Origin of the sequence: Enterococcus mediterraneensis (assembly GCF_900604485.1) — a bacterium.
GTDB classification, from domain to species: domain Bacteria; phylum Bacillota; class Bacilli; order Lactobacillales; family Enterococcaceae; genus Enterococcus_C; species Enterococcus_C mediterraneensis.
In genome coordinates this window covers 1,079,014-1,105,888 of sequence record NZ_UWOP01000001.1, presented here as the reverse complement: position 1 = coordinate 1,105,888, position 26,875 = coordinate 1,079,014, and the positions used below count along the sequence as shown (strand labels likewise).

General features: G+C 45.5%; 17 protein-coding genes, 25 tRNA genes, 3 rRNA genes, 1 riboswitch and 1 other annotated feature (1 of these 47 cut by a window edge). Of the genes, 42 read left to right on the top strand and 3 right to left on the bottom strand.

Annotated elements, in window-relative coordinates; translation table 11 throughout:
• Positions 1-7 precede the first annotated feature (7 nt).
• The 41 genes from EFB00_RS05385 to EFB00_RS05185 all read left to right on the top strand — a co-directional run bounded on the left by EFB00_RS05385 (position 8) and on the right by EFB00_RS05185 (position 22,185).
• A complete protein-coding gene (locus EFB00_RS05385; RefSeq protein ID WP_122645855.1) occupies positions 8-1,594 on the top strand; it encodes a putative polysaccharide biosynthesis protein in 1,587 nt (528 codons plus the stop codon).
• A gap of 4 nt (positions 1,595-1,598) precedes the next feature.
• On the top strand, positions 1,599-1,868 hold the full coding sequence (locus tag EFB00_RS05380) for an RNA-binding S4 domain-containing protein (RefSeq protein ID WP_122645854.1): 270 nt from the start codon (positions 1,599-1,601) through the stop codon (positions 1,866-1,868).
• 68 nt (positions 1,869-1,936) lie between these two features.
• Positions 1,937-2,344 carry an FtsB family cell division protein gene (locus EFB00_RS05375; RefSeq protein ID WP_122645853.1) on the top strand — a complete coding sequence of 136 codons (408 nt, stop codon included), beginning with the start codon at positions 1,937-1,939 and terminating at the stop codon, positions 2,342-2,344.
• A gap of 45 nt (positions 2,345-2,389) precedes the next feature.
• Complete coding sequence (locus EFB00_RS05370) at positions 2,390-2,836, top strand: S1 domain-containing RNA-binding protein (protein WP_122645852.1); 447 nt, start codon at positions 2,390-2,392, stop codon at positions 2,834-2,836.
• 85 nt (positions 2,837-2,921) lie between these two features.
• The gene (gene tilS / locus EFB00_RS05365) at positions 2,922-4,304 is read left to right on the top strand and encodes a tRNA lysidine(34) synthetase TilS (RefSeq protein WP_241153411.1); all 1,383 of its coding nucleotides are present in this window, start codon (positions 2,922-2,924) and stop codon (positions 4,302-4,304) included.
• A gap of 18 nt (positions 4,305-4,322) precedes the next feature.
• Complete coding sequence (gene hpt / locus EFB00_RS05360; protein ID WP_122645851.1) at positions 4,323-4,868, top strand: hypoxanthine phosphoribosyltransferase; 546 nt, start codon at positions 4,323-4,325, stop codon at positions 4,866-4,868.
• Positions 4,869-4,941: 73 nt separating this feature from the next.
• A complete protein-coding gene (gene ftsH, locus EFB00_RS05355; protein ID WP_122645850.1) occupies positions 4,942-7,026 on the top strand; it encodes an ATP-dependent zinc metalloprotease FtsH in 2,085 nt (694 codons plus the stop codon).
• Between the two features lie 138 nt (positions 7,027-7,164).
• The gene (gene hslO, locus EFB00_RS05350) at positions 7,165-8,052 is read left to right on the top strand and encodes an Hsp33 family molecular chaperone HslO (RefSeq protein WP_122645849.1); all 888 of its coding nucleotides are present in this window, start codon (positions 7,165-7,167) and stop codon (positions 8,050-8,052) included.
• Entirely contained in the window at positions 8,052-9,059 is a 1,008-nt protein-coding gene (dusB, locus tag EFB00_RS05345) for a tRNA dihydrouridine synthase DusB (RefSeq protein WP_122645848.1), read from the top strand. The genes hslO and dusB overlap by 1 nt, the downstream gene beginning before the upstream one ends.
• A gap of 96 nt (positions 9,060-9,155) precedes the next feature.
• Positions 9,156-10,649 carry a lysine--tRNA ligase gene (lysS, locus tag EFB00_RS05340; RefSeq protein ID WP_164709430.1) on the top strand — a complete coding sequence of 498 codons (1,494 nt, stop codon included), beginning with the start codon at positions 9,156-9,158 and terminating at the stop codon, positions 10,647-10,649.
• A gap of 591 nt (positions 10,650-11,240) precedes the next feature.
• A 16S ribosomal RNA gene (locus EFB00_RS05335) occupies positions 11,241-12,800 on the top strand.
• Positions 12,801-13,031: 231 nt separating this feature from the next.
• A 23S ribosomal RNA gene (locus EFB00_RS05330) occupies positions 13,032-15,946 on the top strand.
• A gap of 74 nt (positions 15,947-16,020) precedes the next feature.
• Positions 16,021-16,136, top strand: a 5S ribosomal RNA gene (gene rrf, locus EFB00_RS05325).
• The 16S, 23S and 5S rRNA genes sit together here with 25 tRNA genes alongside, the layout of an rRNA operon.
• Positions 16,137-16,151: 15 nt before the next feature.
• Positions 16,152-16,224 (top strand) — tRNA-Val (locus tag EFB00_RS05320).
• Positions 16,225-16,227: 3 nt separating this feature from the next.
• Positions 16,228-16,300: transfer RNA gene (locus tag EFB00_RS05315), tRNA-Lys, on the top strand.
• A gap of 10 nt (positions 16,301-16,310) precedes the next feature.
• Positions 16,311-16,392, top strand: a tRNA-Leu gene (locus EFB00_RS05310).
• A 9-nt stretch (positions 16,393-16,401) separates the two neighbouring features.
• A tRNA-Thr gene (locus EFB00_RS05305) sits at positions 16,402-16,474 on the top strand.
• A 9-nt stretch (positions 16,475-16,483) separates the two neighbouring features.
• Positions 16,484-16,555, top strand: a tRNA-Gly gene (locus EFB00_RS05300).
• Positions 16,556-16,569: 14 nt separating this feature from the next.
• Positions 16,570-16,655, top strand: a tRNA-Leu gene (locus EFB00_RS05295).
• Positions 16,656-16,666: 11 nt separating this feature from the next.
• Positions 16,667-16,740, top strand: a tRNA-Arg gene (locus EFB00_RS05290).
• 10 nt (positions 16,741-16,750) lie between these two features.
• Positions 16,751-16,824, top strand: a tRNA-Pro gene (locus EFB00_RS05285).
• A gap of 15 nt (positions 16,825-16,839) precedes the next feature.
• Positions 16,840-16,912, top strand: a tRNA-Ala gene (locus tag EFB00_RS05280).
• Between the two features lie 21 nt (positions 16,913-16,933).
• Positions 16,934-17,007, top strand: a tRNA-Met gene (locus EFB00_RS05275).
• 15 nt (positions 17,008-17,022) lie between these two features.
• Positions 17,023-17,096 (top strand) — tRNA-Ile (locus EFB00_RS05270).
• Positions 17,097-17,123: 27 nt separating this feature from the next.
• Positions 17,124-17,213 (top strand) — tRNA-Ser (locus tag EFB00_RS05265).
• Positions 17,214-17,225: 12 nt separating this feature from the next.
• A tRNA-Met gene (locus EFB00_RS05260) sits at positions 17,226-17,299 on the top strand.
• A gap of 14 nt (positions 17,300-17,313) precedes the next feature.
• A tRNA-Asp gene (locus EFB00_RS05255) sits at positions 17,314-17,389 on the top strand.
• Position 17,390: 1 nt separating this feature from the next.
• Positions 17,391-17,461, top strand: a tRNA-Gly gene (locus EFB00_RS05250).
• 18 nt (positions 17,462-17,479) lie between these two features.
• Positions 17,480-17,553 (top strand) — tRNA-Ile (locus EFB00_RS05245).
• A 33-nt stretch (positions 17,554-17,586) separates the two neighbouring features.
• Positions 17,587-17,674, top strand: a tRNA-Ser gene (locus EFB00_RS05240).
• Positions 17,675-17,682: 8 nt separating this feature from the next.
• Positions 17,683-17,754, top strand: a tRNA-Glu gene (locus tag EFB00_RS05235).
• A gap of 11 nt (positions 17,755-17,765) precedes the next feature.
• Positions 17,766-17,855: transfer RNA gene (locus EFB00_RS05230), tRNA-Ser, on the top strand.
• Between the two features lie 12 nt (positions 17,856-17,867).
• Positions 17,868-17,941: transfer RNA gene (locus tag EFB00_RS05225), tRNA-Met, on the top strand.
• A 14-nt stretch (positions 17,942-17,955) separates the two neighbouring features.
• Positions 17,956-18,028 (top strand) — tRNA-Asp (locus EFB00_RS05220).
• Positions 18,029-18,033: 5 nt separating this feature from the next.
• Positions 18,034-18,106, top strand: a tRNA-Phe gene (locus EFB00_RS05215).
• Positions 18,107-18,111: 5 nt separating this feature from the next.
• A tRNA-Gly gene (locus EFB00_RS05210) sits at positions 18,112-18,182 on the top strand.
• A gap of 17 nt (positions 18,183-18,199) precedes the next feature.
• Positions 18,200-18,273 (top strand) — tRNA-Ile (locus tag EFB00_RS05205).
• 19 nt (positions 18,274-18,292) lie between these two features.
• Positions 18,293-18,364, top strand: a tRNA-Glu gene (locus EFB00_RS05200).
• Positions 18,365-18,470: 106 nt separating this feature from the next.
• Positions 18,471-18,549, top strand: a riboswitch (SMK box riboswitch).
• Entirely contained in the window at positions 18,547-19,752 is a 1,206-nt protein-coding gene (metK, locus tag EFB00_RS05195) for a methionine adenosyltransferase (protein ID WP_122645847.1), read from the top strand. It overlaps the preceding riboswitch by 3 nt.
• Positions 19,753-19,903: 151 nt before the next feature.
• The gene (locus EFB00_RS05190) at positions 19,904-21,376 is read left to right on the top strand and encodes an MDR family MFS transporter (RefSeq protein ID WP_122645846.1); all 1,473 of its coding nucleotides are present in this window, start codon (positions 19,904-19,906) and stop codon (positions 21,374-21,376) included.
• A 26-nt stretch (positions 21,377-21,402) separates the two neighbouring features.
• A complete protein-coding gene (locus EFB00_RS05185) occupies positions 21,403-22,185 on the top strand; it encodes an alpha/beta hydrolase (protein WP_122645845.1) in 783 nt (260 codons plus the stop codon).
• A 91-nt stretch (positions 22,186-22,276) separates the two neighbouring features.
• Here EFB00_RS05185 and mnmM read toward each other — a convergent pair whose 3' ends face one another.
• The 3 genes from mnmM to EFB00_RS05170 are packed head-to-tail and all read right to left on the bottom strand — an operon-like array spanning position 22,277 to position 24,464.
• Positions 22,277-22,834, bottom strand: a complete 558-nt coding sequence (gene mnmM, locus EFB00_RS05180; protein WP_122645844.1) for a tRNA 5-(aminomethyl)-2-thiouridylate-methyltransferase MnmM — start codon at positions 22,832-22,834, stop codon at positions 22,277-22,279.
• Positions 22,834-23,796, bottom strand: a complete 963-nt coding sequence (mnmL, locus tag EFB00_RS05175; protein WP_122645843.1) for a tRNA modification radical SAM protein MnmL/YtqA — start codon at positions 23,794-23,796, stop codon at positions 22,834-22,836. Before mnmL ends, mnmM begins: the two co-directional genes overlap by 1 nt.
• Positions 23,797-23,813: 17 nt before the next feature.
• Positions 23,814-24,464, bottom strand: coding sequence for a phosphatase PAP2 family protein (locus EFB00_RS05170; protein WP_122645842.1), 651 nt, complete (start codon positions 24,462-24,464; stop codon positions 23,814-23,816).
• Between the two features lie 457 nt (positions 24,465-24,921).
• On the opposite strand from EFB00_RS05170, the gene EFB00_RS05165 reads away from it, so the two are divergent.
• Complete coding sequence (locus tag EFB00_RS05165) at positions 24,922-26,709, top strand: muramidase family protein (RefSeq protein WP_122645841.1); 1,788 nt, start codon at positions 24,922-24,924, stop codon at positions 26,707-26,709.
• A 50-nt stretch (positions 26,710-26,759) separates the two neighbouring features.
• Positions 26,760-26,875: a binding site (T-box leader), on the top strand (it continues 88 nt past the right edge of the window).

Sequence of the window (26,875 nt, the reverse complement as noted above, 5' to 3'; positions counted from 1 at the left end):
CGCTGGCATGGGACAAAATCAGATGAAGACCATCATGCAAGGCGCGTTTATCCTGACGCTGGCCTCTTTTGTCGCCAAACTTCTGAGTGCCGTTTACCGGGTCCCTTTTCAAAATTTAGTCGGTGATGAAGGGTTCTACGTCTACCAACAAGTCTATCCTATCTACGGGATGGCGATGACCTTGGCATTGTCGGGGCTGCCGCAGTTTATTTCAAAATATATCGCTGAAAGATCTACTCCTAAAGCGCAGCGGGAAGGTTTGTCACAACTTTATCCCCTCGTCTTATGGACATCGCTTGTTTTATGGGGCGGAACCTTTTTCGGTGCGTATATCATCGCTTACCTGATGGGAAATATGAGTCTGGTCCCGTTAGTGCGGGTAGTTTCATTTGCGTTCATTCTGGTTCCCCCTTTGTCTTTTTATCGCGGTTATTTTCAAGGAAATCTGCGAATGGTGCCGACAGCAGTCTCACAAGTGGCAGAACAACTGTTGCGAGTAAGTGTGATCTTGCTGGCGGCTGGCGCCTTTCATTTATGGCAAATGTCTGTCTATCAAACGGGAACGATAGCAATGGCAGGAGCGATCGTCGGCGGCGGGACTGCTTGGCTGATCTTGAGATATTATGATCGGCGGATCTATGGCGGACAGCTGGATCTTACCCAATTTCCGTTGCTTGGCCGTTATGATTCGGTCTTATTCAGACGTTTTTTAGTAGAGGGAGGATTGCTGTTTATCTACAGCGGTCTGTTGATTTTATTCCAACTGGTGGATTCGTTTTTGATTGCCAATTCATTGGAAAGTTACGGTATGACCCAGCAGGCGGCTCGAATCGCTAAAGGGGTCTATGATCGCGGTCAGCCGCTGGTCCAACTAGGGCTGGTAGCGGCGACTGCATTGAGTTCGACTTTTTTGCCGGCTCTGACGAATTATCTGCACCAACGAAATCAACAGCTTTTTCTCCGTTCGGCTAAGATCTATCTGCGGCTGACCGCCAGTATCGCTTTGGCGGCAACTGCCGGTCTGATCCTGCTGTTGCCGTACATCAACTTTGCTCTATTCAAAGATTTTGCCGGCAATGATACATTGGTACTGTTCGTCTTTTCTGTCTTTTTGATGGCGATGATCCAAGCGTATCAAAGCATCGCGCAGAGTCAGAATCGTTTCCGTTCTTCTATCAGAGGTGCTGGGATCGGTCTGTTAGTAAAGATTTTTGCTACGTGGATATTGACTCGGTGGTGGGGAACAGTGGGTGCCAGTTTAGCGACACTTTTAGGACTGGCAGTCATTTTGAGATTTCTAGTACGAAAAGAAGTATCAGCGATCAATGCATTTTGGCGAGAGCGAAAATTCGGCAGAACATTGCTTTTCTGTATCGGGATCATGATTTGTAGTATATTGGTATATTATAGTGGGATCACACTGCTGTTTGGAGTGATCCAGCATCGGTTGTCGGCATTATTGACAAGCGTTGGAGGCGTGGCTGTCGGGATAATATTTTTTATCAGCAGCGCGATACGGCTCCGTTTATTTACAATCAGAGAATGGCTTTTACTGCCGTTTGGCAAAAAAATACTACGTTTTAAGAGGAGATGAAACAATGCGTTTAGACAAATTTTTAAAAATCGCCCGGATCATCAAGCGTCGGACTGTCGCAAAAGAAGTGGCGGACAAAGGACGGATCCAAATCAACGGCAAGCTGGCGAAATCCAGCAGCACCGTCAAAATCGGCGATATCGTAAAGATCCAGTTCGGCAATAAGATTTTAGAGATCAAAGTCTTGGAATTACACGAATCCACGAAAAAAGAAGATGCGGCAAAAATGTACGAGATTCTTTCGGAAACAAGACAAGATACTCTTGAGAAATAGATTAGACAAGCTATCTTGATGTTGGTATAATGAAAACGACAATCACAAGAAGATGGAGCGAGTACGGGATGAAAAATGAAAACAACATTACGACACTTGACACAGCTTATGCAAAAGCGCAGTATGCGAAATACAAAGAACAGCATCAACAGGTCGTTTTTCGACGAAGACGTCTAGGCGCGATTTTTGTTGCGGCCATCGTTGTTTTTGTGTTTGTCGGCATTCAGTTATTCAACGATCATCAACGATTGCAGGAACTGAGTGAAATCAAGCAAGAAGCGATCGCTGAAAAAAAAGCAGCTGAAAAAAATGTAGCTCAATTGGAGCATGACGTTTCTTTATTAAAAGATGAAGATTATGTCGCAAAATTAGCACGCAGCCGCTTTTTCTATTCAAAAGAAGGCGAGAGCGTTTATCCTTTGCCGGAAGAAACGCAATCCAGCAATTCAACATCATCTACTACTACTGATGAGTAGTAAAAATATATATTTGGGAAAAATATTAGGAGGAACAATCTTTATATGTCAATCGAAGTAGGAGCTAAGCTGCAAGGAAAAGTGTCTGGTATCACAAATTTTGGTGCGTTTATTGATCTAGGAGATAAAAAAACAGGGTTGGTTCATATCAGCGAAGTATCCAATGGCTTTGTCAAAGACATCAACGACGTATTGAAAGTCGGCGATGAAGTGACAGTACTGGTAACTTCTGTCGGTAACGATGGAAAGATCGGCTTGTCGATCCGCAAAGCCCAAGAACAGCCGCAAGAAAAGCGTGAATTTGCAAAAAAAGAAACGCGTAATCGTCCAGCGCAAAAAAAATCATTTTCTCGTGGTCAAAGCTCTGCAAACAATAAACAAGACTTCGATACATTGATGAGTTCATTTTTGAAAGACAGCGATGACCGTCTTTCATCTTTGAAACGCAATACAGAAGGAAAACGCGGAGGCCGCGGCGGTCGTCGCAACTAATAGACGAAAAGGCGGGAACAGCTGTTTTGGACAGTGTTCCCGCCTTTTTCCTATTGAATGCTAATGAAGAAAGAAGGTGTGCAGCGTGGATTTGGAGACGGTATTTTGCAAGCAGGGTGTCGAACAGGGGTGGTGGCAACCGCAAAAAAATATTTTGATTGCTGTTTCGACAGGTGTCGATTCCATGGTTTTACTGACTCTGATGGAAAAAATCCGTGAAAAAATTGGCTGTAAGATCGCAGTGGCCCATATCAACCATCAGATAAGAGATGCCTCGATTCAAGAAGAAGCTTTTTTAGCTGAATATTGTCAAAGCCGCCAGATTCCTTTTTATCACAAGCGTTGGGAAAATCCGCCGACTGTTGGGATGGAAAATGCCGCCCGCAAATTCCGCTATGCTTTTTTTCAGGAAGTGATGGAACAAGGAAGCTTTGATTTGTTGCTGACTGCCCATCACAGCGATGATCAAATGGAAACGATGCTCATGAAGATCCTGCGAGACGGTACAATCAAAAACAGCATGGGGATTCGGGATCAACAGTCTTTTGGCGGCGGCAAACTGGTTCGTCCGCTGCTGCAATTCAGCAAAGAAACAATCCGCAACTATGCCAAAGAACATAGGATCGAATACTTTGAAGACGCTACGAATGCATTGTTGGATGTCCAACGCAATCGGCTGCGTCATCAAGTCGTACCTTTGCTGAAAAAAGAAAATGCCCAAGCTGCCGTGCACTTCCAAAAATTATCGCAACAGCTGATCTGGGCGGATGAATTGTTGACGGAACAGCAAAAAAATTGGTTTGATAAATATGTATCCGTCAACGATCAATGGCAATTTGCAGTTAGTGATTTTATGAGACAATCAGAAGCGGCCCGCTATTTTTCACTGCAGTATTTTTTTTCTGAAAGCCGGCATCGTCTGGGTGTGGAAACCAGCGAAGCACAACTGAAAAAGATTTTATACTTGTTGGCTGACGGGAAAGCACAATGGTCATTGGATTTTTCGGAAAACTGGCAAGCCGTCAAGTCCTATGACACTTTTGCATTGAAAAAAATCCAGCAGACAAATACGGTTTCTCATCAAATATTGAAAGTGGGAGAAAGCCTGTTTTTATCAGAAAATGAATGGCTGGCTATTTGGCCTATTGACCAAGAAGAGAAAATTCCCGAAAAAGTCAAACTTTGGTCAGAATTCAGTCAACTTTTGTCGATAGACTTTCCTAGAATGGTGATGATTCGCAAACGGGAAAGTGGCGACCGCATTCAGCTGACACCGACTTTAAGAAAAAAAGTCAATCGGATTTTTATCGATAAAAAGATTTCTAATGATCAACGAGAACGGGCTTGGGTGATCGAAGATGAAAAAAAACAAATACTGGGCATCTTACCAATTGTCTTTTCTTATTTGAGTATTGCTCAGGAAACTGATAAAATACACTACAGACTTCTTTATAAATATCGGGAGTAACATTGGAAGGAGAAAAAAATGTTAGAAAAGGATATCGAAAAAATCTTAATCACCGAAGAAGAAATAGCTGCGCGTTGTGTAGAGTTGGGAAAACAGCTAACAGAAGAATATCAAGATAAAAATCCACTGGTCATCGGGATTTTAAAAGGATCGATCCACTTTATGGCAGATATCGTCCGCACGATGGACTGCTATTTGGAGATGGATTTCATGGCGGTCTCCAGTTATGGAAAAGCGACTGTATCATCAGGAGAAGTGAAAATTCTGAAAGATCTGGATACAAATGTGGAAGGCCGAGATCTGCTGATCGTGGAAGATATCATCGACAGCGGCCGTACGTTAGCGTACTTAGTCGATCTATTCAAATATCGCAAAGCAAATTCTGTAAAAATCGCTACATTATTAGACAAACCGGAAGGTCGTGTTGTAGATATTGAAGCAGATTATATCGGTTTTGACGTACCAAACGAGTTTGTTGTCGGATATGGATTGGATTATATCGAACAATACCGCAACCTTCCTTATGTAGGTGTGTTAAAACCTTCAGTATATCAATCAAATTAATGCTGGAATTTGCTTTAATTATGATACAATATAAAGGTCAGGATTGATAAAATAATAGCCAAGGAGGGCAAGCATGAACAAGAAAAATAACGGTATGTTAAAAAATACCTTATACTATGTACTCGTGCTCCTTGCGATGGTCATGGTCGTCTATTTCATTTTTGGAAACGGCAATCAGCAATCGCCAGATATAGAGTACTCTAAATTCACTGAGCAATTAAAAGACGGCAAGATCAAAGAATTTACCATTCAGCCGACAAATGGCGTCTATAAAATCACCGGTGAATATAACGAAGAACAAAAAGTCAGCAACAGCAACGGTCTATCGGTCTGGGGCGATACCAGCACACCGACGACGACCTTCTCAACAGTCGTGCTACCTAACGATTCGACATTGAACGAGGTAACACAACTGGCAAACGAAAATGATGTTGCCACCACTGTGAAGGAACAATCCAACAGCGGCGTGTGGATCTCATTGTTGATGAGCTTTCTTCCGTTAGTCATCATCATCTTTTTCTTCTATATGATGATGGGCCAACAAGGAGGCGGCGGTGGCGGCGGTGGCCGAGTGATGAATTTCGGCAAATCCAAAGCCAAAGAGGCTGACAAAAAAGCCAACCGCATCCGCTTCTCAGATGTAGCGGGAGCAGAAGAAGAAAAACAAGAACTTGTCGAAGTTGTTGAGTTCTTGAAAGATCCGCGGCGTTTCGTGGAACTGGGCGCACGTATCCCAGCCGGTGTTCTTTTAGAAGGACCTCCCGGGACTGGTAAAACGTTATTGGCAAAAGCTGTTGCCGGTGAAGCTGGCGTACCGTTTTATTCTATCTCCGGTTCCGACTTTGTAGAAATGTTCGTCGGTGTCGGTGCCAGTCGTGTACGTGATCTTTTTGAAACCGCGAAGAAAAATGCACCAGCTATCATCTTCATCGATGAAATCGATGCGGTCGGTCGTCAACGGGGAGCCGGTATGGGCGGCGGACACGATGAACGGGAACAAACATTGAACCAATTGCTTGTTGAAATGGATGGTTTCGATGGCAACGAAGGCGTGATCGTCATTGCCGCTACCAACCGTTCTGATGTATTAGATCCTGCGCTATTGCGTCCAGGCCGTTTTGACCGCCAAATCTTGGTAGGTCGTCCTGACGTGAAAGGTCGTGAAGCGATCTTGCGAGTACATGCTCGGAACAAACCGTTAGCAGATGATGTCGATTTGAAAGTCGTTGCCCAACAAACACCTGGTTTTGCCGGTGCGGATCTGGAAAACGTCTTGAACGAAGCAGCATTAGTTGCTGCGCGCCGCAATAAAAAGAAAATCGATGCTTCCGATATCGATGAAGCAGAAGATCGCGTGATCGCCGGTCCAGCGAAAAAAGACCGTGTCATCAGCAAACGGGAACGAGAAATGGTGGCTTACCACGAAGCAGGACATACGATCGTTGGTTTGGTCTTGAGCCGTGCTCGTGTGGTACACAAAGTTACGATCATCCCTCGCGGACGAGCTGGCGGATATATGATCGCATTACCGAAAGAAGACCAAATGCTAATGACCAAAGACGATATGTTCGAACAAATCGTCGGCTTGCTTGGTGGACGAACAGCAGAAGAAATCATTTTCGATGTTCAATCTACCGGCGCTTCTAATGACTTTGAACAAGCAACAGCATTGGCCCGCAGCATGGTCACTGAATACGGAATGAGTGAAAAACTGGGACCTGTTCAATATGAAGGGAACCATCAAGTCTTTATCGGTCGCGATTATGGACAAACCAAAGCATATTCTGAACAAATCGCATTTGAGATTGATCAAGAAGTACGCAATATCTTGAACCAAGCACATCAAAAAGCACGGGAAATCATCGAAGCTCACCGCGAGCAGCATAAACTGATTGCTGAAAAATTATTGCAATATGAAACATTAGATGCAAAAGCAATCAAGTCGCTGTTTGAAACAGGCAAGATGCCAGAAGGAACAGCTGATGAATATCCTAGTGAAAAAGCACAAACTTTTGAAGAAGCAAAACGTGCTTTAGAAGAAAAAGATGCGGAAAAACAAGCCGCAGAAAAATCAGATTTTGAAGAAGCGAAAGATTACTTCGAAAAAGAAGCCAAAGAAGCTCGCTCCGATCATGATGAATCTGATGAAGACAAATAACCGCAAGACTAAGACACAAGCATATGCTTGTGTCTTTTTTTAAGTTTTTTATTTATTTTGGTTAGGCAAAGTTGAAAAAAAAGATGGTTGCTAGTATGATTCACTAATGACAGCTTACAAAAGGAGCGATAATACCCCATGAAGGATTATTTAGTAAAAGCATTGGCATACGACGGACTTGTAAGAGCATATGCCGTCAGTGCAACAGAAGCCGTAGCGGAAGCGCAACAACGGCACGATACTTGGAATACCGCTTCTGCGGCTTTAGGACGGGCACTAGTCGGCGGATTACTGCTGGGAGCGACACTGAAAGGCGACGACAAGATGACCGTCAAGATCCAAGGTGATGGACCTGCCGGCGCGATCGTTGTAGACAGCAACGGACATGGAGACGTAAAAGGCTACATCAAGAATCCTCATTTGAGCTTGCCGCTGAATCCTCAAGGAAAAATCGATGTACGAGGGGCAGTAGGAACACAAGGAATGTTTACTGTCATCAAAGATCTTGGGTTGAAAGAACCATTTTCCGGACAAACGCCGCTTGTTTCCGGTGAACTGGGAGAAGATTTTACTTATTATCTAGCAGTTTCAGAACAAGTCCCTTCTGCAGTAGGATTGAGCGTTTTAGTAGATACGGATGACTCCATCAAAACAGCGGGCGGGTTTATGATTCAGATCATGCCGGGCGCAGATGATCAAATCATTGAAGCAATCGAAACTGCTTTGAAAGAAACACCCCGTATCTCAACGTTGTTAGATGAAGGGAAAAAGCCGGAAGACATCTTGAAAGGTCTTTTGCCAGACACAAATGTCGATATCTTGGAAACATCACCAGTCCAATTCAAATGCGACTGTACCAAAGAGAAATTTGCGGAAGCCATCATTGCGTTAGGACCGGATGAGATCCAAGCAATGATCGATGAAGACCATGGTGCGGAAGCTGTTTGCGCGTTTTGCAACAATAAATATCAGTATACAGAAGAAGAACTTACAGCATTGAAAGCAGAAGCGGGAGGCGCTAAGTAATGGATCAATCGTGGAAAATCGGCGATGTTGAGATCCCCAACCGCGTCGTCGTCGCTCCGATGGCAGGCATCACCAACGCTGCTTTTCGAGTGACGGTCAAAGAATTTGGTGCCGGACTGGTAGTCTGCGAAATGATCAGCGACCAAGGGATCCATTTCCGCAACAAAAAGACTCTGGAGATGCTTTATATCGACGAACGGGAACATCCGTTAAGTCTGCAGATCTTTGGCGGCAATAAGGAATCCTTGGTAGAAGCGGCGCAATTTGTCCAAGAAAATACAGAAGCTGACATCATCGATATCAATATGGGCTGTCCGGTAAACAAGATCATCAAGGCGGAAGCCGGTGCGAAATGGTTATTGGATCCTGATAAAGTTTATGAGATGGTCCGGGCAGTGTCTTCGGCTGTCGATATTCCTGTGACAGTCAAGATGCGGATCGGGTGGGACGATCAGCATGTCTTCGCGGTCCAAAACGCACAAGCAGCAGAAACAGCCGGTGCATCAGCGATCGCCATGCATGGCCGGACACGGGTCCAAATGTATGAAGGCGTAGCGAATTGGGACGTCTTGAAAGAAGTCAAACAGCATATCTCCATCCCGTTCATGGGCAATGGGGATGTCAAAACCCCAGAAGACGCCAAACGGATGTTGGAAGAAGTCGGCGCTGACGGTGTGATGATCGGACGGGCGGCGTTAGGCAATCCTTGGATGATCCATCGTACACAGCATTATTTGGAAACTGGGGAATTGATTGCAGAGCCAACGCCTCGTGAAAAAATCGCCACCGCCAAGCTTCATTTGCAACGATTGGTTGATTTGAAAGGGGAAAAAGTCGCAACTCGCGAATTCCGTCAGCACGCTGCTTACTATCTAAAGGGAATCTCCCGCGCAGCCAAAGTCAAAGTAGCGATCAATCAGGCGGAAGAGCAACAAACCATTAACGATTTGCTGGATGTTTTTGTTGAAAAGACAGAACAACAACCCATCCAACGTATCGCGCAATAAGAATAAAAATCAAGACGAAAGTACTAAATCGTCTTGCTTTTTTTCGATATCATTGGCATTATAAGAAAGAACATAGATCAGAATGGAGGAACACTCGTGACAGAGGAACAACACACGCAAGAAGAACTAAACGATCAAATGCTGGTTCGTCGTCAGAAGATGGAACAGTTGCGAGAAGAAGGAATCGATCCTTTTGGTAAACGATTTGAACGTAGCCATAATTCTGCCGAGTTGCATGAATTATTTGACCAAAGAACCAAAGAAGAATTGGCTGAAATGAGTCTTTCAGCAAGTATCGCCGGACGCGTGATCACAAAACGCGGGAAAGGGAAAGCTGGCTTTGCTCATTTACAAGATCGTGAAGGACAGATCCAAATCTATGTCCGTAAAGATCAAGTCGGAGATGAAGCTTATGAAGTATTCAAACACGCTGACTTAGGAGATTTCTTTGGTGTAACTGGTGAAATCATGAAAACTGATACCGGTGAAGTGACTATAAAAGCAAAAGAAATCACGATTTTATCAAAAGCATTGCGTCCTTTGCCAGATAAATACCATGGTTTGACAAATATCGAGCAACGGTATCGCCAACGTTATTTGGATTTGATCAGTAATCGCGAAAGCTTTGACCGTTTTACCAAACGCAGCCAAATCATCAGTGAGATTCGTCGTTACTTAGATGGACTGGGCTATTTAGAAGTTGAAACGCCTGTGTTGCATAATCAAGCAGGGGGCGCGGCGGCTCGACCATTTATCACTCACCATAACGCGTTAGATATGGATCTGTATTTACGTATCGCACTGGAATTGCACTTGAAACGCTTGATCGTAGGCGGGATGGAGAAAGTGTATGAAATCGGTCGTGTCTTCCGTAATGAAGGGATCGATACTACCCACAACCCAGAATTTACGATGATCGAAGTGTATACTGCTTATACAGACTACCAAGATGTGATGGACCTAACAGAAGGTATCATCCGCAATGCAGCCCAAAAAGCATTGGGCAGTGCCGTTATTTCATATGACGGACAACAAGTGGATTTAGAAGCTGAATTCAAACGCGTTCACATGGTAGATGCTATCAAAGAAAAAACCGGTGTCGATTTCTGGAAAGAAATGACTATCGAAGAAGCACGTCAATTAGCTGATGAGCATCATGTGGAAATCACAGAAGCAATGGCTGTGGGCCATATCATCAATGAATTCTTCGAAACATTCGTTGAAGATACTCTGCAACAACCGACATTTGTTTACGGACATCCAGTAGAAGTATCGCCATTAGCCAAGAAAAATCCTGAAGACGGCCGTTTCACAGACCGCTTTGAATTGTTTATCGTAGGGCGTGAATTTGCCAATGCCTTTACTGAGTTGAATGACCCGATCGATCAACGGGAACGTTTCGAAGCACAGGAAAAAGAACGTGAACAAGGAAATGACGAAGCACACGGTGTCGACGAAGACTTCTTGGAAGCTTTGGAATATGGTATGCCGCCAACCGGTGGACTGGGGATCGGTATCGACCGTTTAGTCATGCTTTTAACAGACGCGCAATCAATTCGCGATGTTCTTTTGTTCCCAACAATGCGTTAAAAAGTATATTAATAATGAAAAAGAACCAAAATCATATGATTTTGGTTCTTTTTCTTTTGTGTAGAAGTCAATCAAGCGAAGCATTTTCTTCCTTGTTTTAAAATGTAAAAGCTTAAATAACGAATGATTTATTAGTGGTTATAAATAAACAATCGGAAATGAAAAAAAGTTGAAAAAAGTACAATAAATTCATTGACCTTAAGGCGTTTAGTTGGTATATTATTACATGTTCCTGAGAGAGAAACAACGCTTGAGAACAACAAATAAAAAAGTTTGAAAAAAACTTAAAAAAGTTATTGACAGCAACGCGAAAGCTTGCTAAAATAACAAAGTCGCTGTCAGACAGCTAAACATTTCGCTTCTTGAGTTTCTAACTCTTGCGAAAAAAATCAAAAAAAGAGTTGACAAACACTTGTCGCTCTGATATGATTAAAAAGTTGCTGAAACAGCATGGTAGACCTTTGAAAACTGAACAAAGCAAGCAAACGAACCAAATGTGTAGGGCGCTTCTTTCGAGAAGCAAAATACATGCAAGCAATAGCTAGCAAATCAATTCAATGAGCTTAACGATCAATTGATCGTTTCCAAACTTTTTATGAGAGTTTGATCCTGGCTCAGGACGAACGCTGGCGGCGTGCCTAATACATGCAAGTCGAACGCTTCTTTTTCCACCGAGACTTGTCTCATCGGAAAAAGAGGAGTGGCGAACGGGTGAGTAACACGTGGGTAACCTGCCCATCAGAAGGGGATAACACTTGGAAACAGGTGCTAATACCGTATAACAATGTTCTTCGCATGAAGGATATTTGAAAGGCGCTTTTGCGTCACTGATGGATGGACCCGCGGTGCATTAGCTAGTTGGTGAGGTAACGGCTCACCAAGGCCACGATGCATAGCCGACCTGAGAGGGTGATCGGCCACACTGGGACTGAGACACGGCCCAGACTCCTACGGGAGGCAGCAGTAGGGAATCTTCGGCAATGGACGAAAGTCTGACCGAGCAACGCCGCGTGAGTGAAGAAGGTTTTCGGATCGTAAAACTCTGTTGTTAGAGAAGAACAAGGATGAGAGTAAAATGTTCATCCCTTGACGGTATCTAACCAGAAAGCCACGGCTAACTACGTGCCAGCAGCCGCGGTAATACGTAGGTGGCAAGCGTTGTCCGGATTTATTGGGCGTAAAGCGAGCGCAGGCGGTTTCTTAAGTCTGATGTGAAAGCCCCCGGCTTAACCGGGGAGGGTCATTGGAAACTGGGAGACTTGAGTGCAGAAGAGGAGAGTGGAATTCCATGTGTAGCGGTGAAATGCGTAGATATATGGAGGAACACCAGTGGCGAAGGCGGCTCTCTGGTCTGTAACTGACGCTGAGGCTCGAAAGCGTGGGGAGCAAACAGGATTAGATACCCTGGTAGTCCACGCCGTAAACGATGAGTGCTAAGTGTTGGAGGGTTTCCGCCCTTCAGTGCTGCAGCAAACGCATTAAGCACTCCGCCTGGGGAGTACGACCGCAAGGTTGAAACTCAAAGGAATTGACGGGGGCCCGCACAAGCGGTGGAGCATGTGGTTTAATTCGAAGCAACGCGAAGAACCTTACCAGGTCTTGACATCCTTTGACCACTCTAGAGATAGAGCTTTCCCTTCGGGGACAAAGTGACAGGTGGTGCATGGTTGTCGTCAGCTCGTGTCGTGAGATGTTGGGTTAAGTCCCGCAACGAGCGCAACCCTTATTGTTAGTTGCCATCATTTAGTTGGGCACTCTAGCGAGACTGCCGGTGACAAACCGGAGGAAGGTGGGGATGACGTCAAATCATCATGCCCCTTATGACCTGGGCTACACACGTGCTACAATGGGAAGTACAACGAGTCGCGAAGTCGCGAGGCTAAGCTAATCTCTTAAAGCTTCTCTCAGTTCGGATTGTAGGCTGCAACTCGCCTACATGAAGCCGGAATCGCTAGTAATCGCGGATCAGCACGCCGCGGTGAATACGTTCCCGGGCCTTGTACACACCGCCCGTCACACCACGAGAGTTTGTAACACCCGAAGTCGGTGAGGTAACCTTTTTGGAGCCAGCCGCCTAAGGTGGGATAGATGATTGGGGTGAAGTCGTAACAAGGTAGCCGTATCGGAAGGTGCGGCTGGATCACCTCCTTTCTAAGGAAATTATTACGGAAACTTACACATCGTTTGCCTTTGTTCAGTTTTGAGAGGTTTACTCTCAAAAAGATTTGTTCATTGAAAACTGGATATTTGAAGAAAAGAATCAAAACAAACCGAGAACACCGCGTTGAAAAGAGTTTTTTAAGAAGTTTTTTCAAAGCTTATTCTTGAGTACGCCTCTATCGCTAGAGAAACGACTCAAAACCCAACCGCAAGGTTGTATTAGGTTAAGTGAATAAGGGCGCACGGTGGATGCCTTGGCACTAGGAGCCGATGAAGGACGGGACTAACACCGATATGCTTTGGGGAGCTGTAAGTAAGCTATGATCCAGAGATTTCCGAATGGGGGAACCCAACATCTTTGATAGGATGTTACGTTTGTGTGAATACATAGCACATTCGAGGTAGACGCAGAGAACTGAAACATCTAAGTACCTGCAGGAAGAGAAAGAAAATTCGATTCCCTGAGTAGCGGCGAGCGAAACGGGAAAAGCCCAAACCAAGATGCTTGCATCTTGGGGTTGTAGGACTCCGATCTGGTAGTTTTTTCAGATAGTCGAAGGACTTGGAAAAGTCCGTCAAAGAGGGTAAAAACCCCGTAGACGAAATTTGGAAAGCACCTAGGAGGATCCTGAGTACGGCGGAACACGAGGAATTCCGTCGGAATCCGGGAGGACCATCTCCCAAGGCTAAATACTCCCTAGTGACCGATAGTGAACCAGTACCGTGAGGGAAAGGTGAAAAGCACCCCGGAAGGGGAGTGAAATAGATCCTGAAACCGTGTGCCTACAACAAGTTAGAGCCCGTTAATGGGTGATAGCGTGCCTTTTGTAGAATGAACCGGCGAGTTACGATTGCATGCGAGGTTAAGTGGAAGAAACGGAGCCGCAGCGAAAGCGAGTCTGAATAGGGCGAATGAGTATGTAGTCGTAGACCCGAAACCATGTGATCTACCCATGTCCAGGTTGAAGGTGCGGTAAAACGCACTGGAGGACCGAACCCACGTACGTTGAAAAGTGCGGGGATGAGGTGTGGGTAGCGGAGAAATTCCAAACGAACTTGGAGATAGCTGGTTCTCTCCGAAATAGCTTTAGGGCTAGCCTCGGAATTAAGAATGATGGAGGTAGAGCACTGTTTGGACTAGGGGCCCATCTCGGGTTACCGAATTCAGATAAACTCCGAATGCCATTCATTCATATCCGGGAGTCAGACTGTGAGTGATAAGATCCATAGTCGAAAGGGAAACAGCCCAGACCACCAGCTAAGGTCCCCAAATATATGTTAAGTGGAAAAGGATGTGGGGTTGCACAGACAACTAGGATGTTGGCTTAGAAGCAGCCACCATTTAAAGAGTGCGTAATAGCTCACTAGTCGAGTGACCCTGCGCCGAAAATGTACCGGGGCTAAACATATTACCGAAGCTGTGGATCGTACCTTTGGTACGATGGTAGGAGAGCGTTCTAAGGGCGTTGAAGGCAGATCGTGAGGACTGCTGGAGCGCTTAGAAGTGAGAATGCCGGTATGAGTAGCGAAAGACAGGTGAGAATCCTGTCCACCGAATGACTAAGGTTTCCTGGGGAAGGCTCGTCCGCCCAGGGTTAGTCGGGACCTAAGCCGAGGCCGACAGGCGTAGGCGATGGACAACAGGTTGATATTCCTGTACCCGTTCAATTTGTTTGAGCAATGGAGGGACGCAGGAGGCTAAGAAGTGCAGACTGATGGATATGTCTGTTCAAGCAGTAAGTCTGAAAGTGAGTCAAATGCTTGCTTTTGTTAAGGACAAGCTGTGATGAGGAGGGAAATTTAAGTACCGAAGCTTCTGATGTCACACTGCCGAGAAAAGCTTCTAGTGAGAATTGAACGGCCCGTACCGCAAACCGACACAGGTAGTCGAGGAGAGAATCCTAAGGTGAGCGAGAGAACTCTCGTTAAGGAACTCGGCAAAATGACCCCGTAACTTCGGGAGAAGGGGTGCTGCTCTAACGAGCAGCCGCAGTGAATAGGCCCAAGCGACTGTTTATCAAAAACACAGGTCTCTGCAAAATCGAAAGATGACGTATAGGGGCTGACGCCTGCCCGGTGCTGGAAGGTTAAGAGGAGTGCTTAGCGCAAGCGAAGGTACGAATTGAAGCCCCAGTAAACGGCGGCCGTAACTATAACGGTCCTAAGGTAGCGAAATTCCTTGTCGGGTAAGTTCCGACCCGCACGAAAGGCGTAACGATTTGGGCACTGTCTCAACGAGAGACTCGGTGAAATTTTAGTACCTGTGAAGATGCAGGTTACCCGCGACAGGACGGAAAGACCCCATGGAGCTTTACTGTAGTTTGATATTGAGTGTCTGTACCGCATGTACAGGATAGGTAGGAGCCGTAGAAGTCGGGACGCTAGTTTCGACGGAGGCGCTGGTGGGATACTACCCTTGCGTTATGGCCACTCTAACCCGCACCACTAATCGTGGTGGGAGACAGTGTCAGATGGGCAGTTTGACTGGGGCGGTCGCCTCCTAAAAGGTAACGGAGGCGCCCAAAGGTTCCCTCAGAATGGTTGGAAATCATTCGAAGAGTGTAAAGGCAGAAGGGAGCTTGACTGCGAGAGCAACAACTCGAGCAGGGACGAAAGTCGGGCTTAGTGATCCGGTGGTTCCGCATGGAAGGGCCATCGCTCAACGGATAAAAGCTACCCTGGGGATAACAGGCTTATCTCCCCCAAGAGTCCACATCGACGGGGAGGTTTGGCACCTCGATGTCGGCTCGTCGCATCCTGGGGCTGTAGTCGGTCCCAAGGGTTGGGCTGTTCGCCCATTAAAGCGGCACGCGAGCTGGGTTCAGAACGTCGTGAGACAGTTCGGTCCCTATCCGTCGCGGGCGTTGGAAATTTGAGAGGAGCTGTCCTTAGTACGAGAGGACCGGGATGGACTTACCGCTGGTGTACCAGTTGTCTCGCCAGAGGCATCGCTGGGTAGCTATGTAGGGAAGGGATAAACGCTGAAAGCATCTAAGTGTGAAGCCCACCTCAAGATGAGATTTCCCATTTCTTTAAGAAAGTAAGATCCCTGAGAGATGATCAGGTAGATAGGTCAGAAGTGGAAGACCAGTGATGGTTGGAGCGGACTGATACTAATCGATCGAGGACTTAACCAAAATGAAACTCGGAAGAGTTTTGAGACTTTCTTCAAATCCAGTTTTGAGTGAGCAAGACTTACTCAATTAAATAGTGTGGTGGCGATAGCGAGAAGGATACACCTGTAACCATGCCGAACACAGAAGTTAAGCTTCTTAGCGCCGATTGTAGTGAGGGGTTGCCCCTTGTGAGAGTAGGACGTCGCCACGCTGTTTTATAGATCATGGAGGTTTAGCTCAGCTGGCAGAGCATCTGCCTTACAAGCAGAGGGTCAGCGGTTCGATCCCGTTAACCTCCATATGAGCCGTTAGCTCAGTTGGTAGAGCATCTGACTTTTAATCAGAGGGTCACAGGTTCGAGCCCTGTACGGCTCATTTCGTATATGCGGGTGTGGCGGAATTGGCAGACGCACTAGATTTAGGATCTAGCGCCTTACGGCGTGGGGGTTCAAGTCCCTTCACCCGCATTAAAAAAAGCCGGCTTAGCTCAGGTGGGAGAGCATCTGATTTGTAATCAGAGGGTCGAGGGGTCAAGTCCTTTAGCCGGCATCTGAAGATGCGGAAATAGCTCAGTGGTAGAGCACCACCTTGCCAAGGTGGGGGTCGCGGGTTCGAACCCCGTTTTCCGCTTTTTGCCACAACGCGCCGGGGTGGCGGAACTGGCAGACGCACAGGACTTAAAATCCTGCGGTGAGTGATCACCGTACCGGTTCGATTCCGGTCCTCGGCATTTCACAACATGCGCCCATAGCTCAACTGGATAGAGTGTTTGACTACGGATCAAAAGGTTAGGGGTTCGACTCCTCTTGGGCGCGTTAGTAACAACGGGAAGTAGCTCAGCTTGGTAGAGCACTTGGTTTGGGACCAAGGGGTCGCAGGTTCGAATCCTGTCTTCCCGATAAAAAAGCAACAATGGGGCCTTAGCTCAGCTGGGAGAGCGCCTGCTTTGCACGCAGGAGGTCAGCGGTTCGATCCCGCTAGGCTCCATATCATTTTAATAATGATTTTCGCGGTGTAGCTCAGCTGGCTAGAGCGTCCGGTTCATACCCGGGAGGTCGGGGGTTCGATCCCCTCCGCCGCGATTTTTTTAAGAGCCTGGACCTTTAGCTCAGTTGGTTAGAGCAGACGGCTCATAACCGTCCGGTCGTAGGTTCGAGTCCTACAAGGTCCATAGTTGGCATTGTAGTCTTGTTTTTTTGGAGGATTACCCAAGTCCGGCTGAAGGGAACGGTCTTGAAAACCGTCAGGCGGGTAAAACCGTGCAAGGGTTCGAATCCCTTATCCTCCTTTTTAATATTATCGCGGGATGGAGCAGTCTGGTAGCTCGTCGGGCTCATAACCCGAAGGTCGTAGGTTCAAATCCTGCTCCCGCAATTAAAAACTAAATTGGTTCCGTGGTGTAGGGGTTAACATGCCTGCCTGTCACGCAGGAGATCGCGGGTTCGATTCCCGTCGGAACCGCCATGCGGGTGTAGTTTAGTGGTAAAACCACAGCCTTCCAAGCTGTTGTCGCGAGTTCGATTCTCGTCACCCGCTTTAGTTTTTTATTATTATGGGCCTATAGCTCAGCTGGTTAGAGCGCACGCCTGATAAGCGTGAGGTCGATGGTTCGAGTCCATTTAGGCCCATTAAAAAATCAAAACAACACATTTTTGGTTTTTGGGGAAGTACTCAAGTGGCTGAAGAGGCGCCCCTGCTAAGGGTGTAGGTCGGGAAACCGGCGCGAGGGTTCAAATCCCTCCTTCTCCGTTTAGCACGGTCCGTTGGTCAAGTGGTTAAGACACCGCCCTTTCACGGCGGTAACACGGGTTCGAATCCCGTACGGATCATTTTTTATTTTGGAGGATTACCCAAGTCCGGCTGAAGGGAACGGTCTTGAAAACCGTCAGGCGGGTAAAACCGTGCAAGGGTTCGAATCCCTTATCCTCCTTTTTAATATTATCGCGGGATGGAGCAGTCTGGTAGCTCGTCGGGCTCATAACCCGAAGGTCGTAGGTTCAAATCCTGCTCCCGCAATTAAAAACTAAATTGGTTCCGTGGTGTAGGGGTTAACATGCCTGCCTGTCACGCAGGAGATCGCGGGTTCGATTCCCGTCGGAACCGCTTTTGGCTCGGTAGCTCAGTTGGTAGAGCAATGGATTGAAGCTCCATGTGTCGGCAGTTCGATTCTGTCCCGCGCCATAAATGCGGGTGTAGTTTAGTGGTAAAACCACAGCCTTCCAAGCTGTTGTCGCGAGTTCGATTCTCGTCACCCGCTTTAGTTTTTGTTATTATGGGCCTATAGCTCAGCTGGTTAGAGCGCACGCCTGATAAGCGTGAGGTCGATGGTTCGAGTCCATTTAGGCCCATTTCTTTTTAATAATTGTTGGTCCGTTGGTCAAGTGGTTAAGACACCGCCCTTTCACGGCGGTAACACGGGTTCGAATCCCGTACGGATCATGTCCTTGAAAGATACTGAACAGTATCTTTTTTTTTGTGCGCTGATTTTTTAATAGAAAGTTTTCATTAAAGACGAGCAAAACCTATGAAAATCTGCTATACTAGCTTACGTTGCAAGTTCCCGAAAGGATTCGTCACTACGAAGATGCCTTGTAACCGAAAATCAATTAGGGGGAATCACCATGACAAGAGAAAGACATTTATTTACTTCAGAATCTGTTTCAGAAGGACATCCAGATAAAATCGCCGATCAAATCAGCGATGCGATTTTAGATGCGCTTTTAGAAAAAGATCCAATGGCGCGTGTTGCCTGCGAAACATCAGTAACTACTGGTCTTGTGCTGGTTTTTGGAGAAATATCGACGACAGCTTATGTCGATATCCAAAAAATCGTGCGCAATACCATCAAAGAAATCGGCTATACTCGTGCTAAATTTGGATTTGACGGAGATACGGTAGCAGTATTGGTAGCTATCGATGAACAATCACCGGATATCGCCCAAGGTGTTGATACAGCATTGGAAGCCCGCGAGGATCAAGAAGATGTTAAAGACGACGTTTTGGATGAGATCGGTGCCGGCGACCAAGGTTTGATGTTTGGGTTTGCGGTAGACGAAACACCGGAATTGATGCCTTTGCCAATTTCTTTGAGTCACCGTTTGGTTCGTCGTTTGGCTAAATTGCGTAAAAATGACGAACTGACTTATTTGCGTCCTGACGCGAAGTCCCAAGTAACAGTTGAATACGATGATAATGGACAACCTGTGCGTGTTGATACGGTCGTGATCAGTACACAGCATGATGCTGCAGTCACCAATGAAACCATCCATCAAGATGTCATCGAAAAAGTCATCAAACAGGTTATTCCTGCTGACTTATTGGACGAAGATACAAAATATTATATCAATCCGACAGGACGATTTGTGATCGGCGGGCCTCAAGGAGATGCCGGCTTAACAGGACGTAAGATCATCGTTGATACTTACGGCGGTTATGCCCGTCATGGCGGCGGAGCCTTTTCCGGAAAAGATGCGACAAAAGTCGATCGTTCTGCTAGTTATGCCGCACGTTATATCGCGAAAAACATCGTAGCTGCTCAATTAGCGAAAAAAGTCGAAGTACAACTGGCTTATGCTATCGGAGTTGCTCAACCGGTTTCTATTTCTGTAAATACATTCGGAACCGGAAAAATTTCAGAAGAAAAATTGATCGAAGCAATCCGCAAGAATTTTGATCTGCGGCCTGCGGGTATCATTGAAATGCTTGATCTGCGCCGTCCGATCTATCGGCAAACAGCAGCTTACGGGCATTTCGGTCGTACAGATATCGATTTGCCATGGGAACGCACTGATAAAGTAGATGCGTTATTGGCAAGTGTGAAAGAGTAAAGAGGCGGCCTCTATTGACGATTTGTTGATAGAGGTTCTTTTTTTTGGCGTGTTAAGTTTCAAGGCGTGTGGATGAAAAGTATCAATTTGACAGAAAACAGCACTGGTCGCAGTTAAAGGATCAGATGACAACATGAATCAGGAGGAAACTATGGAGAAAAAAACAAATGTGACATTAGTGACGATCGCGGTTTTTGTGGCGACATTTATGACAGCCATCGAAGGAACGATCGTCACTACAGCAATGCCGACGATCGTAGGTTCGCTGCATGGCATCGAGATCATGAACTGGGTATTTTCGATTTATTTATTAACAAATGCGATGCTGACGCCTATCTATGGAAAATTAGCAGATAAGATAGGGCGTCGTCCGATTTTTATTTTAGGGACATTCTTGTTCATCGTAGGTTCCGCACTGTGTGGACTTTCCAATACGATGCTGACGTTGATCATCTCCAGAGGGATTCAAGGGATGGGTGCCGGTGCGATGATGCCGGTAGCTTTGACGATCATTGCGGATCTATATACGATGGAAAAACGCGCCAAAGTTTTAGGACTGAATAGTACAGCCTGGGGTATTGCCAGTGTAGTGGGTCCTTTAGCCGGCGGGATGATCGTAGATACTATCGGTTGGCACTGGATCTTTTTTATCAATGTACCGATCGGACTGATCTTGATCGGCATGATCTGGTATTTCCTAGTGGAACCAAAACATCAAGTAGAAGCCAAGAAAATGGATATTGGCGGCAGTTTTTCTTTGATGATGGTGTTGCTGACGCTATTGTTGGCGTTCCAATTACTAAGCGACAATGGATTCAGCCTGCTGGTATTGGGGTTATTGGCACTGACAGTGATCAGTTTTGGATTGTTTCTATGGGCAGAAAAACGAGCAGAAGATCCAGTGATCTCCCTGTCGCTTTTCCATAGTCCGCTTTTTGTCGTTGTCAATTTAGTAGCGGCATTGATCAGCGGCTTTTTGATGGGGATCGATGTCTATATCCCCATGTGGATGCAAGGTGTTCTGGGATTGAATGCCGGTATCGGCGGATTGGTCTTGGCACCGTTGTCTCTGCTTTGGATGGTGGGTTCCTTCCTAGCCAGCCGTTGGATGAGTCAATATTCTATTAGAAAAACATTACTGCTGGGGTTAGTCATCACATTGATCGGTGCTGTCTGGCAATTTTTGATCCCAATGGGCAGCAGTTGGCTGTGGTTTTTCGGGATTTCTTCGATCATCGGAATCGGTCTGGGAGCCACGACGGTAACTTGTACCGTTAGTGCTCAAAGCAGTGTTCCTCAAGAAATGCTGGGAGTAGCGACTTCTTTCAATACATTGGTCCGTACGATCGGCCAAACGATCATGGTTTCTGTTTTCGGGATCTTATTGAACACGATCTCCGCGAATGGTCTCCAACAAGCAAAATTGACTTCTGATCCGGATATCATGAACAAACTGGTCAATCCACAGACGGCCAAGTTGTTGTCTGCCGACTTATTAGAGCCTTTGCGAAAAATCTTATACGATAGTCTGCATGGCGTATTCGGCGCTGGATTGTTGTTAGTTGTGATCGCTGTCGTATTGACACTTCTAGTAAAAGAAAAATCTGGTAGAATAGTAGAATAGAAGAAAAAGGATAAGGTGATGTGGGGATGGCTTTTTTACAGGCAAATATTTACTCTAATGTATTAGAAATGGAAGTAGGCTTGAACGTTATCTTGCCTCAGAAAACGGAAAAAGCGGTTGGCACCAGCACCGCGGGAAATTCCCAAGATGTTCCGGTTTTGTATCTGCTGCATGGTATGGGCGGAAATCAATCTGTCTGGCAACGGCGAACATCGATTGAACGTTATGTAGCTGATTTAGGGTTGGCAGTGATCATGCCCTCTACTGACTTGGCTTGGTATACCGATACACGTTATGATATGAAATACTGGACATTTATCTCAGAAGAATTACCGTTGATCTGTCATGAACTTTTTCCGCAGCTTACACAAAAACGGGAAAAAACATTTGCCGCTGGTCTTTCGATGGGGGGCTACGGCGCGGTGAAACTGGGCTTGAAGAAACCGCAGAATTTTGCGGCGATTGCTTCTCTTTCTGGCGCGGTGGCATTGGCAGAGGATAATGATTCCTTGCTTTCTATGCGCAGTCAGGCCTATTGGGAAGGGATCTTCGGACCGATGGATCAAATCAAGGGCTCTGAAAACGATCCGCTGAAAATGTTGGATGAATGCCCGGTAGAAAATGCGCCCAAATTTTTTATCGCTTGCGGAACAGAAGATTTTCTTTATACTTCCAATCAGTATTTTGTGCAATTGGCGCAAGATAAAGGAATTGATGTTACTTATGAAGAAGGACCCGGCGAGCATAATTGGATCTTTTGGGATCACTGGATCCAAAGAGTCTTGGAATGGCTCCCGCTAGAAAAATAGTCCCGATCTTTAAGTGAGGAAAGCCATATAATAAAAACGTTCTTGAATAACCCAGCTGTTTTTACAAACAAAGGGATTATTCAGGAACGTTTTATTTTTTTTCAATACAAAAGAGGACCGGCGGCTGATTTTTTTGATTGATAAATTGATATTGCAAAACATTATATTCTGCTTGAGGAAGAGATCGGCAAAATGTGTTGACTGCTGCCAATTCCTCTTGACCGCCGGGATGTCCGTAATAAGCGACGATCACTAAACGACCGGAAGGAACCAATCGAGACAATAGTTGATCGAACGCTTGCTGGGTCGTTTGGGGCAGTGTGATAATAGTTTTGTCGCTGTTGGGAAGGTAGCCAAGATTGAATACAGCAGCCTTGATAGGCTGATCTACATAGTTTTCAATATACTGATGTCCGTCTAAAATCAACTCGCTTTGGGCAGTTAAGGATCTTTCCGTTAATTTTTGACGGGTGGCGTCTAAGGCTTGTTCTTGGATATCAAAAGCATAGACTTTACCGGATGTCCCTACCAATTCAGCTAAAAAACACGTATCATTGCCGTTGCCCATGGTAGCGTCCACGACTGTATCGCCTGGTTGGACGATTTCTTTTAAAAGGGTATGACTAAAACGCAAAGCTGTCAGCAACATCAGCAACTGACCTTCTTTCGAACATCGAACTTTCCTTGATAAGAATCACGACGGATCATTTCTTGATCGATAGCATTCAAAACTTCCCATTTCTTTAAGCTCCACATAGGTCCTACCAGTGAGTCCCAAGGAGCATCGCCGGTCAAACGATGGATGATGATCTCAGATGGGATCATTTCCAGCTGGTCACAGATCACTTGGACATATTCCTCGCGAGTCATCAGTTGCAGCCGCCCTTCATGATAATCCCGCAGCATACGTGTATTACGCATCAGATGCAACAGGTGAAGTTTGATTCCTTGGATATCAGAGTCAAGGATCGTACGGCGGACGTTTTCCAGCATCATTTCCGGTGTCTCGCCTGGCAGACCATTGATCAGATGCGTGCAAACACGAATGCCGTGGGCCCGTAATTTAGCTACGCCTTCTACATACGTTGCATAGTCATGGGCACGGTTGATCTGACGACTGGTTTGTTCAAAGGTAGTTTGTAAACCTAACTCTACCCACAGATACAAGCGCTGATTCAATTCAGCTAAATACTCTACGACGTCATCAGGCAGACAATCCGGGCGCGTACCGACAGATAAGCCGACGACACCAGGCAAATTGATCACTTGCTCAAACCGTTCTTTAATGACTTTAATGGGAGCATGGGTATTGGTGAAATTTTGAAAATAAACGATGTACTGATCGACATGGGGCCATTTTTGATGCATCATGTCGATCTCTTTTTGAAACTGGACAGGCAGCGGTTCTTCAGGAGCGACGATCATATCACCTGAACCGGACACACTGCAAAAGGTACAGCCGCCATGGGCAACCGTGCCATCACGATTGGGGCAGTCAAAACCGCCATCAACAGGGACTTTGAAAATTTTTCCGCCAAATTCTTGCCGCAAAGCATAATTCCAAGAATGATAACGTTTTGTTGGATCTTCTGTATAAATAAATGCGGACATGAAAAAACCCTTCTTTCTTAACGCTGCCGCCTTTTGAACAGCCACACAACTTTTTGTTTTTGATACAATGGATAACTTAGACAAAGCCAACCAAGACCCAACGTGTATCCTCCCAAGACATCGCTGGGAAAGTGGACCCCAAGATAGATCCGGCTGATGCCGATGGACAAGATCAAGAAACCTAAAACGATTCGAGCTGCCCACTGACCGACAGTGTTGTGGAAAAATACCGGAACCAAGAACAGCAATGTACCGAATAAAACCATGCTGCCAGTTGAATGACCGCTAGGAAAACTGTAGCTGTGTTCTGTCACCAGATGCTCCAGAGTTGGCCGTTCCCGCAAAAAAACGAATTTGATAAGGGGATTAAGAACGCCGGCGATCCCCAACACACCGACACCCAACCAGACAGTTTCGGCGTAATGCTTACCAGCAACTAAAACGACTAAAAAAGCCAAAGCGAGGATCACCACGCTGCTGGGATTACCAAATTTAGTGATCCAGAGGTAAAAACTATTCCATGCAGGATAGGGCATCCGCACAAAAGAGGTGATAGTATTATCGAAACCTGCCAGCCACTTAGGATAGAATTTCACGACATAACCGAGAAAAACGAAAATCAGTAAAAAACAACTGCCGGCAAATTGGATATATAATTTATTTTTCATAACTTCTCCTTTACTCATAGTGCTATTATTATAGCATTCACAAGTTTTCCATTAAAGTAGCGTCGGCAAAAAACAAAATATGGTCAACAACTGACGTCTATTATAGATGTTTTCTCATCACCTATTGAAAAGATAACATTTCTGCTTGCTGAGTGGATTTTTTCAGAAAACACTCTTAATCGGTAAAAAGAGAGAGGAGACGTGGGGCGGCTTAGGATAACTGCTGTCTTCTTTCGTAATCTAATTGTAATCTTATAACTATGATTAAATAACGAAAATTTATAATAATTAAGATACATGTCTTGATTATTTCGTAAAATAAGTTTAAAAGATAACCAAAAAAACATAAGGTTACAGTCGTTTTACAAATTGCGGAAATCATCTTAAATAACTTTTAATAAAACTTAAGAAACGGTATACTTAAAGTACTATATGACTGTTTTGGAGGAGTGACACAATGGAGATTATCTCAAGAAAAGAGCGACGGAAAGCGGAAAAATCTGGTGGCAAATATCACCAGTTGAAAAAGGGTGCCGCACTTATGGGAACAACATTAACAGCTTGTTCTGTTGTGACACCTTTCATGACCCCGCTATCAGCAGAAGCAACAAGCGTTACTGACACAGGCGCTCAGGTGAGTTTGTACAGCAGTAATGCCAGTGCATTCATTACTGAGATCGCGGCTCATGCGCAACCGATAGCTAATGCCAATGATTTATATGCGTCTGTGATGATCGCTCAGGCGATCATTGAAAGTGGATGGGGAGGCAGTACCTTATCCAAAGCACCTTATTATAATTTATTCGGTATCAAAGGAAGTTATAACGGCAACACTGTATACATGGATACGATGGAATTTTTGAACGGTAAATGGGTGACCATGAAAGAACCGTTCCGCCAATACCCATCTTTCAAAGAATCATTTGCGGACAATGCCTATACTCTACGCAATGTCTTTTTAGGCGGCGATTATTACTATCGCGGTGCGTGGAAGAGCAATACGCAGTCTTATCGTGATGCAACTGCTTGGCTGACAGGCCGCTATGCGACAGCACCGCATTATGGAGCATCTTTGAATAATGTGATCGAGACTTACAATCTGACTCGTTTTGATACACCAGCCAGCGGCAGTGCCGGAGGCGGAGCGTCAGCTGGAAGTTCTTCAAACAATTCAAATTCCAGTGGAGGAACAAATTCAGGTTCTTCATCACAATCGCAATACTATACAGTAAAATCCGGCGATTCTGTTTGGCTGATCGCCAATAAATACGGTATTTCCATGAGCCAGCTTTGCCAATGGAACAATATCAAAAATAATTTCATTTACCCAGGCCAACGTCTGATCGTCAGAAACGGCGGCTCAAGTTCGACTGGCTCAAGCAGTTCCAACAGCAATTCAAATTCAGGCTCAAGCAGCTCGAACTTAGGTTCAAACAGCAATAACAGCAGTTCAACAGGCACACATTATACAGTAAAAGCTGGGGATTCTGTTTGGCTGATTGCTAATAAATACGGCATTTCCATGAGCCAGCTTTGTCAATGGAACAATATCAAAAACAACTTCATTTATCCAGGTCAGCGTTTGATCGTCAGAAACGGCGGCTCAATTTCTGCTGGCTCAAGCAGTTCTAGCAGTTCAAATTCTGGCTCAAGCAGTTCAAACTCGGGATCAAGCAGCAACAGCAGTTCAACAAGCTCGCATTATACAGTAAAAGCTGGGGATTCTGTTTGGCTGATCGCTAATAAATACGGTATTTCCATGAACCAGCTTTGCCAATGGAACAATATCAAAAACAATTTTATTTACCCAGGTCAACGTCTGATCGTCAGAAACGGCTCAAGTTCGACTGGCTCAAGCAGTTCTGCCAGCAGTACAAATACAGGGAATTCAAGTACCGGCTCCAGCAGTACAAATACTTCTGGAAGTTATACAGTAAAAGCCGGGGATTCTGTCTGGTCTATTGCCAACAAACACGGCATCACCATGAGTCAATTCCGTCAATGGAACAACATCAAAAATGATTTTGTTTATCCAGGCCAAAAAGTGATCGTAAGAAAAGGAGCTAGTGCTTCATCAAATACCGGCTCTTCTACAAGCAGTTCCAGCAAGACCTATACCGTCAAAAGCGGCGACAGTCTTTGGACGATCGCGCAAAGATACAATCTGTCAGTCAATCAATTGAAATCTTTGAATAATCTGACCTCTGATATCGTTCTTATCGGACAAGTTTTAAAAGTAAAATAGTGAAATAATATTTGAATTTATTCGTGTTTTTTGATAGTATAACTATCAATAGCAACACGTTTGAGAAGGAATAGTAGAAAGTCATTCGGTAAAGAGAGCACATGGCTGGTGGAAATGTGTCCGAAACCTTTTGAACTCGCCTTTGAGTGATATCTGCTGAAGACAG

What these genes read in the sequence shown, in the direction of transcription:
- dusB (WP_122645848.1), top strand. Translation starts at nt 8,052, where the DNA reads ATGGATCAATCGTGGAAAATCGGCGATGTTGAGATCCCCAACCGCGTC.
- EFB00_RS05165 (WP_122645841.1), top strand. Translation starts at nt 24,922, where the DNA reads ATGGAGATTATCTCAAGAAAAGAGCGACGGAAAGCGGAAAAATCTGGT.
- EFB00_RS05380 (WP_122645854.1), top strand. Translation starts at nt 1,599, where the DNA reads ATGCGTTTAGACAAATTTTTAAAAATCGCCCGGATCATCAAGCGTCGG.
- ftsH (WP_122645850.1), top strand. Translation starts at nt 4,942, where the DNA reads ATGAACAAGAAAAATAACGGTATGTTAAAAAATACCTTATACTATGTA.
- hpt (WP_122645851.1), top strand. Translation starts at nt 4,323, where the DNA reads ATGTTAGAAAAGGATATCGAAAAAATCTTAATCACCGAAGAAGAAATA.
- EFB00_RS05370 (WP_122645852.1), top strand. Translation starts at nt 2,390, where the DNA reads ATGTCAATCGAAGTAGGAGCTAAGCTGCAAGGAAAAGTGTCTGGTATC.
- mnmL (WP_122645843.1), bottom strand. Translation starts at nt 23,796, where the DNA reads ATGTCCGCATTTATTTATACAGAAGATCCAACAAAACGTTATCATTCT.
- EFB00_RS05185 (WP_122645845.1), top strand. Translation starts at nt 21,403, where the DNA reads ATGGCTTTTTTACAGGCAAATATTTACTCTAATGTATTAGAAATGGAA.
- hslO (WP_122645849.1), top strand. Translation starts at nt 7,165, where the DNA reads ATGAAGGATTATTTAGTAAAAGCATTGGCATACGACGGACTTGTAAGA.
- mnmM (WP_122645844.1), bottom strand. Translation starts at nt 22,834, where the DNA reads ATGTTGCTGACAGCTTTGCGTTTTAGTCATACCCTTTTAAAAGAAATC.
- EFB00_RS05190 (WP_122645846.1), top strand. Translation starts at nt 19,904, where the DNA reads ATGGAGAAAAAAACAAATGTGACATTAGTGACGATCGCGGTTTTTGTG.
- EFB00_RS05385 (WP_122645855.1), top strand. Translation starts at nt 8, where the DNA reads ATGGGACAAAATCAGATGAAGACCATCATGCAAGGCGCGTTTATCCTG.
- EFB00_RS05375 (WP_122645853.1), top strand. Translation starts at nt 1,937, where the DNA reads ATGAAAAATGAAAACAACATTACGACACTTGACACAGCTTATGCAAAA.
- metK (WP_122645847.1), top strand. Translation starts at nt 18,547, where the DNA reads ATGACAAGAGAAAGACATTTATTTACTTCAGAATCTGTTTCAGAAGGA.
- EFB00_RS05170 (WP_122645842.1), bottom strand. Translation starts at nt 24,464, where the DNA reads ATGAAAAATAAATTATATATCCAATTTGCCGGCAGTTGTTTTTTACTG.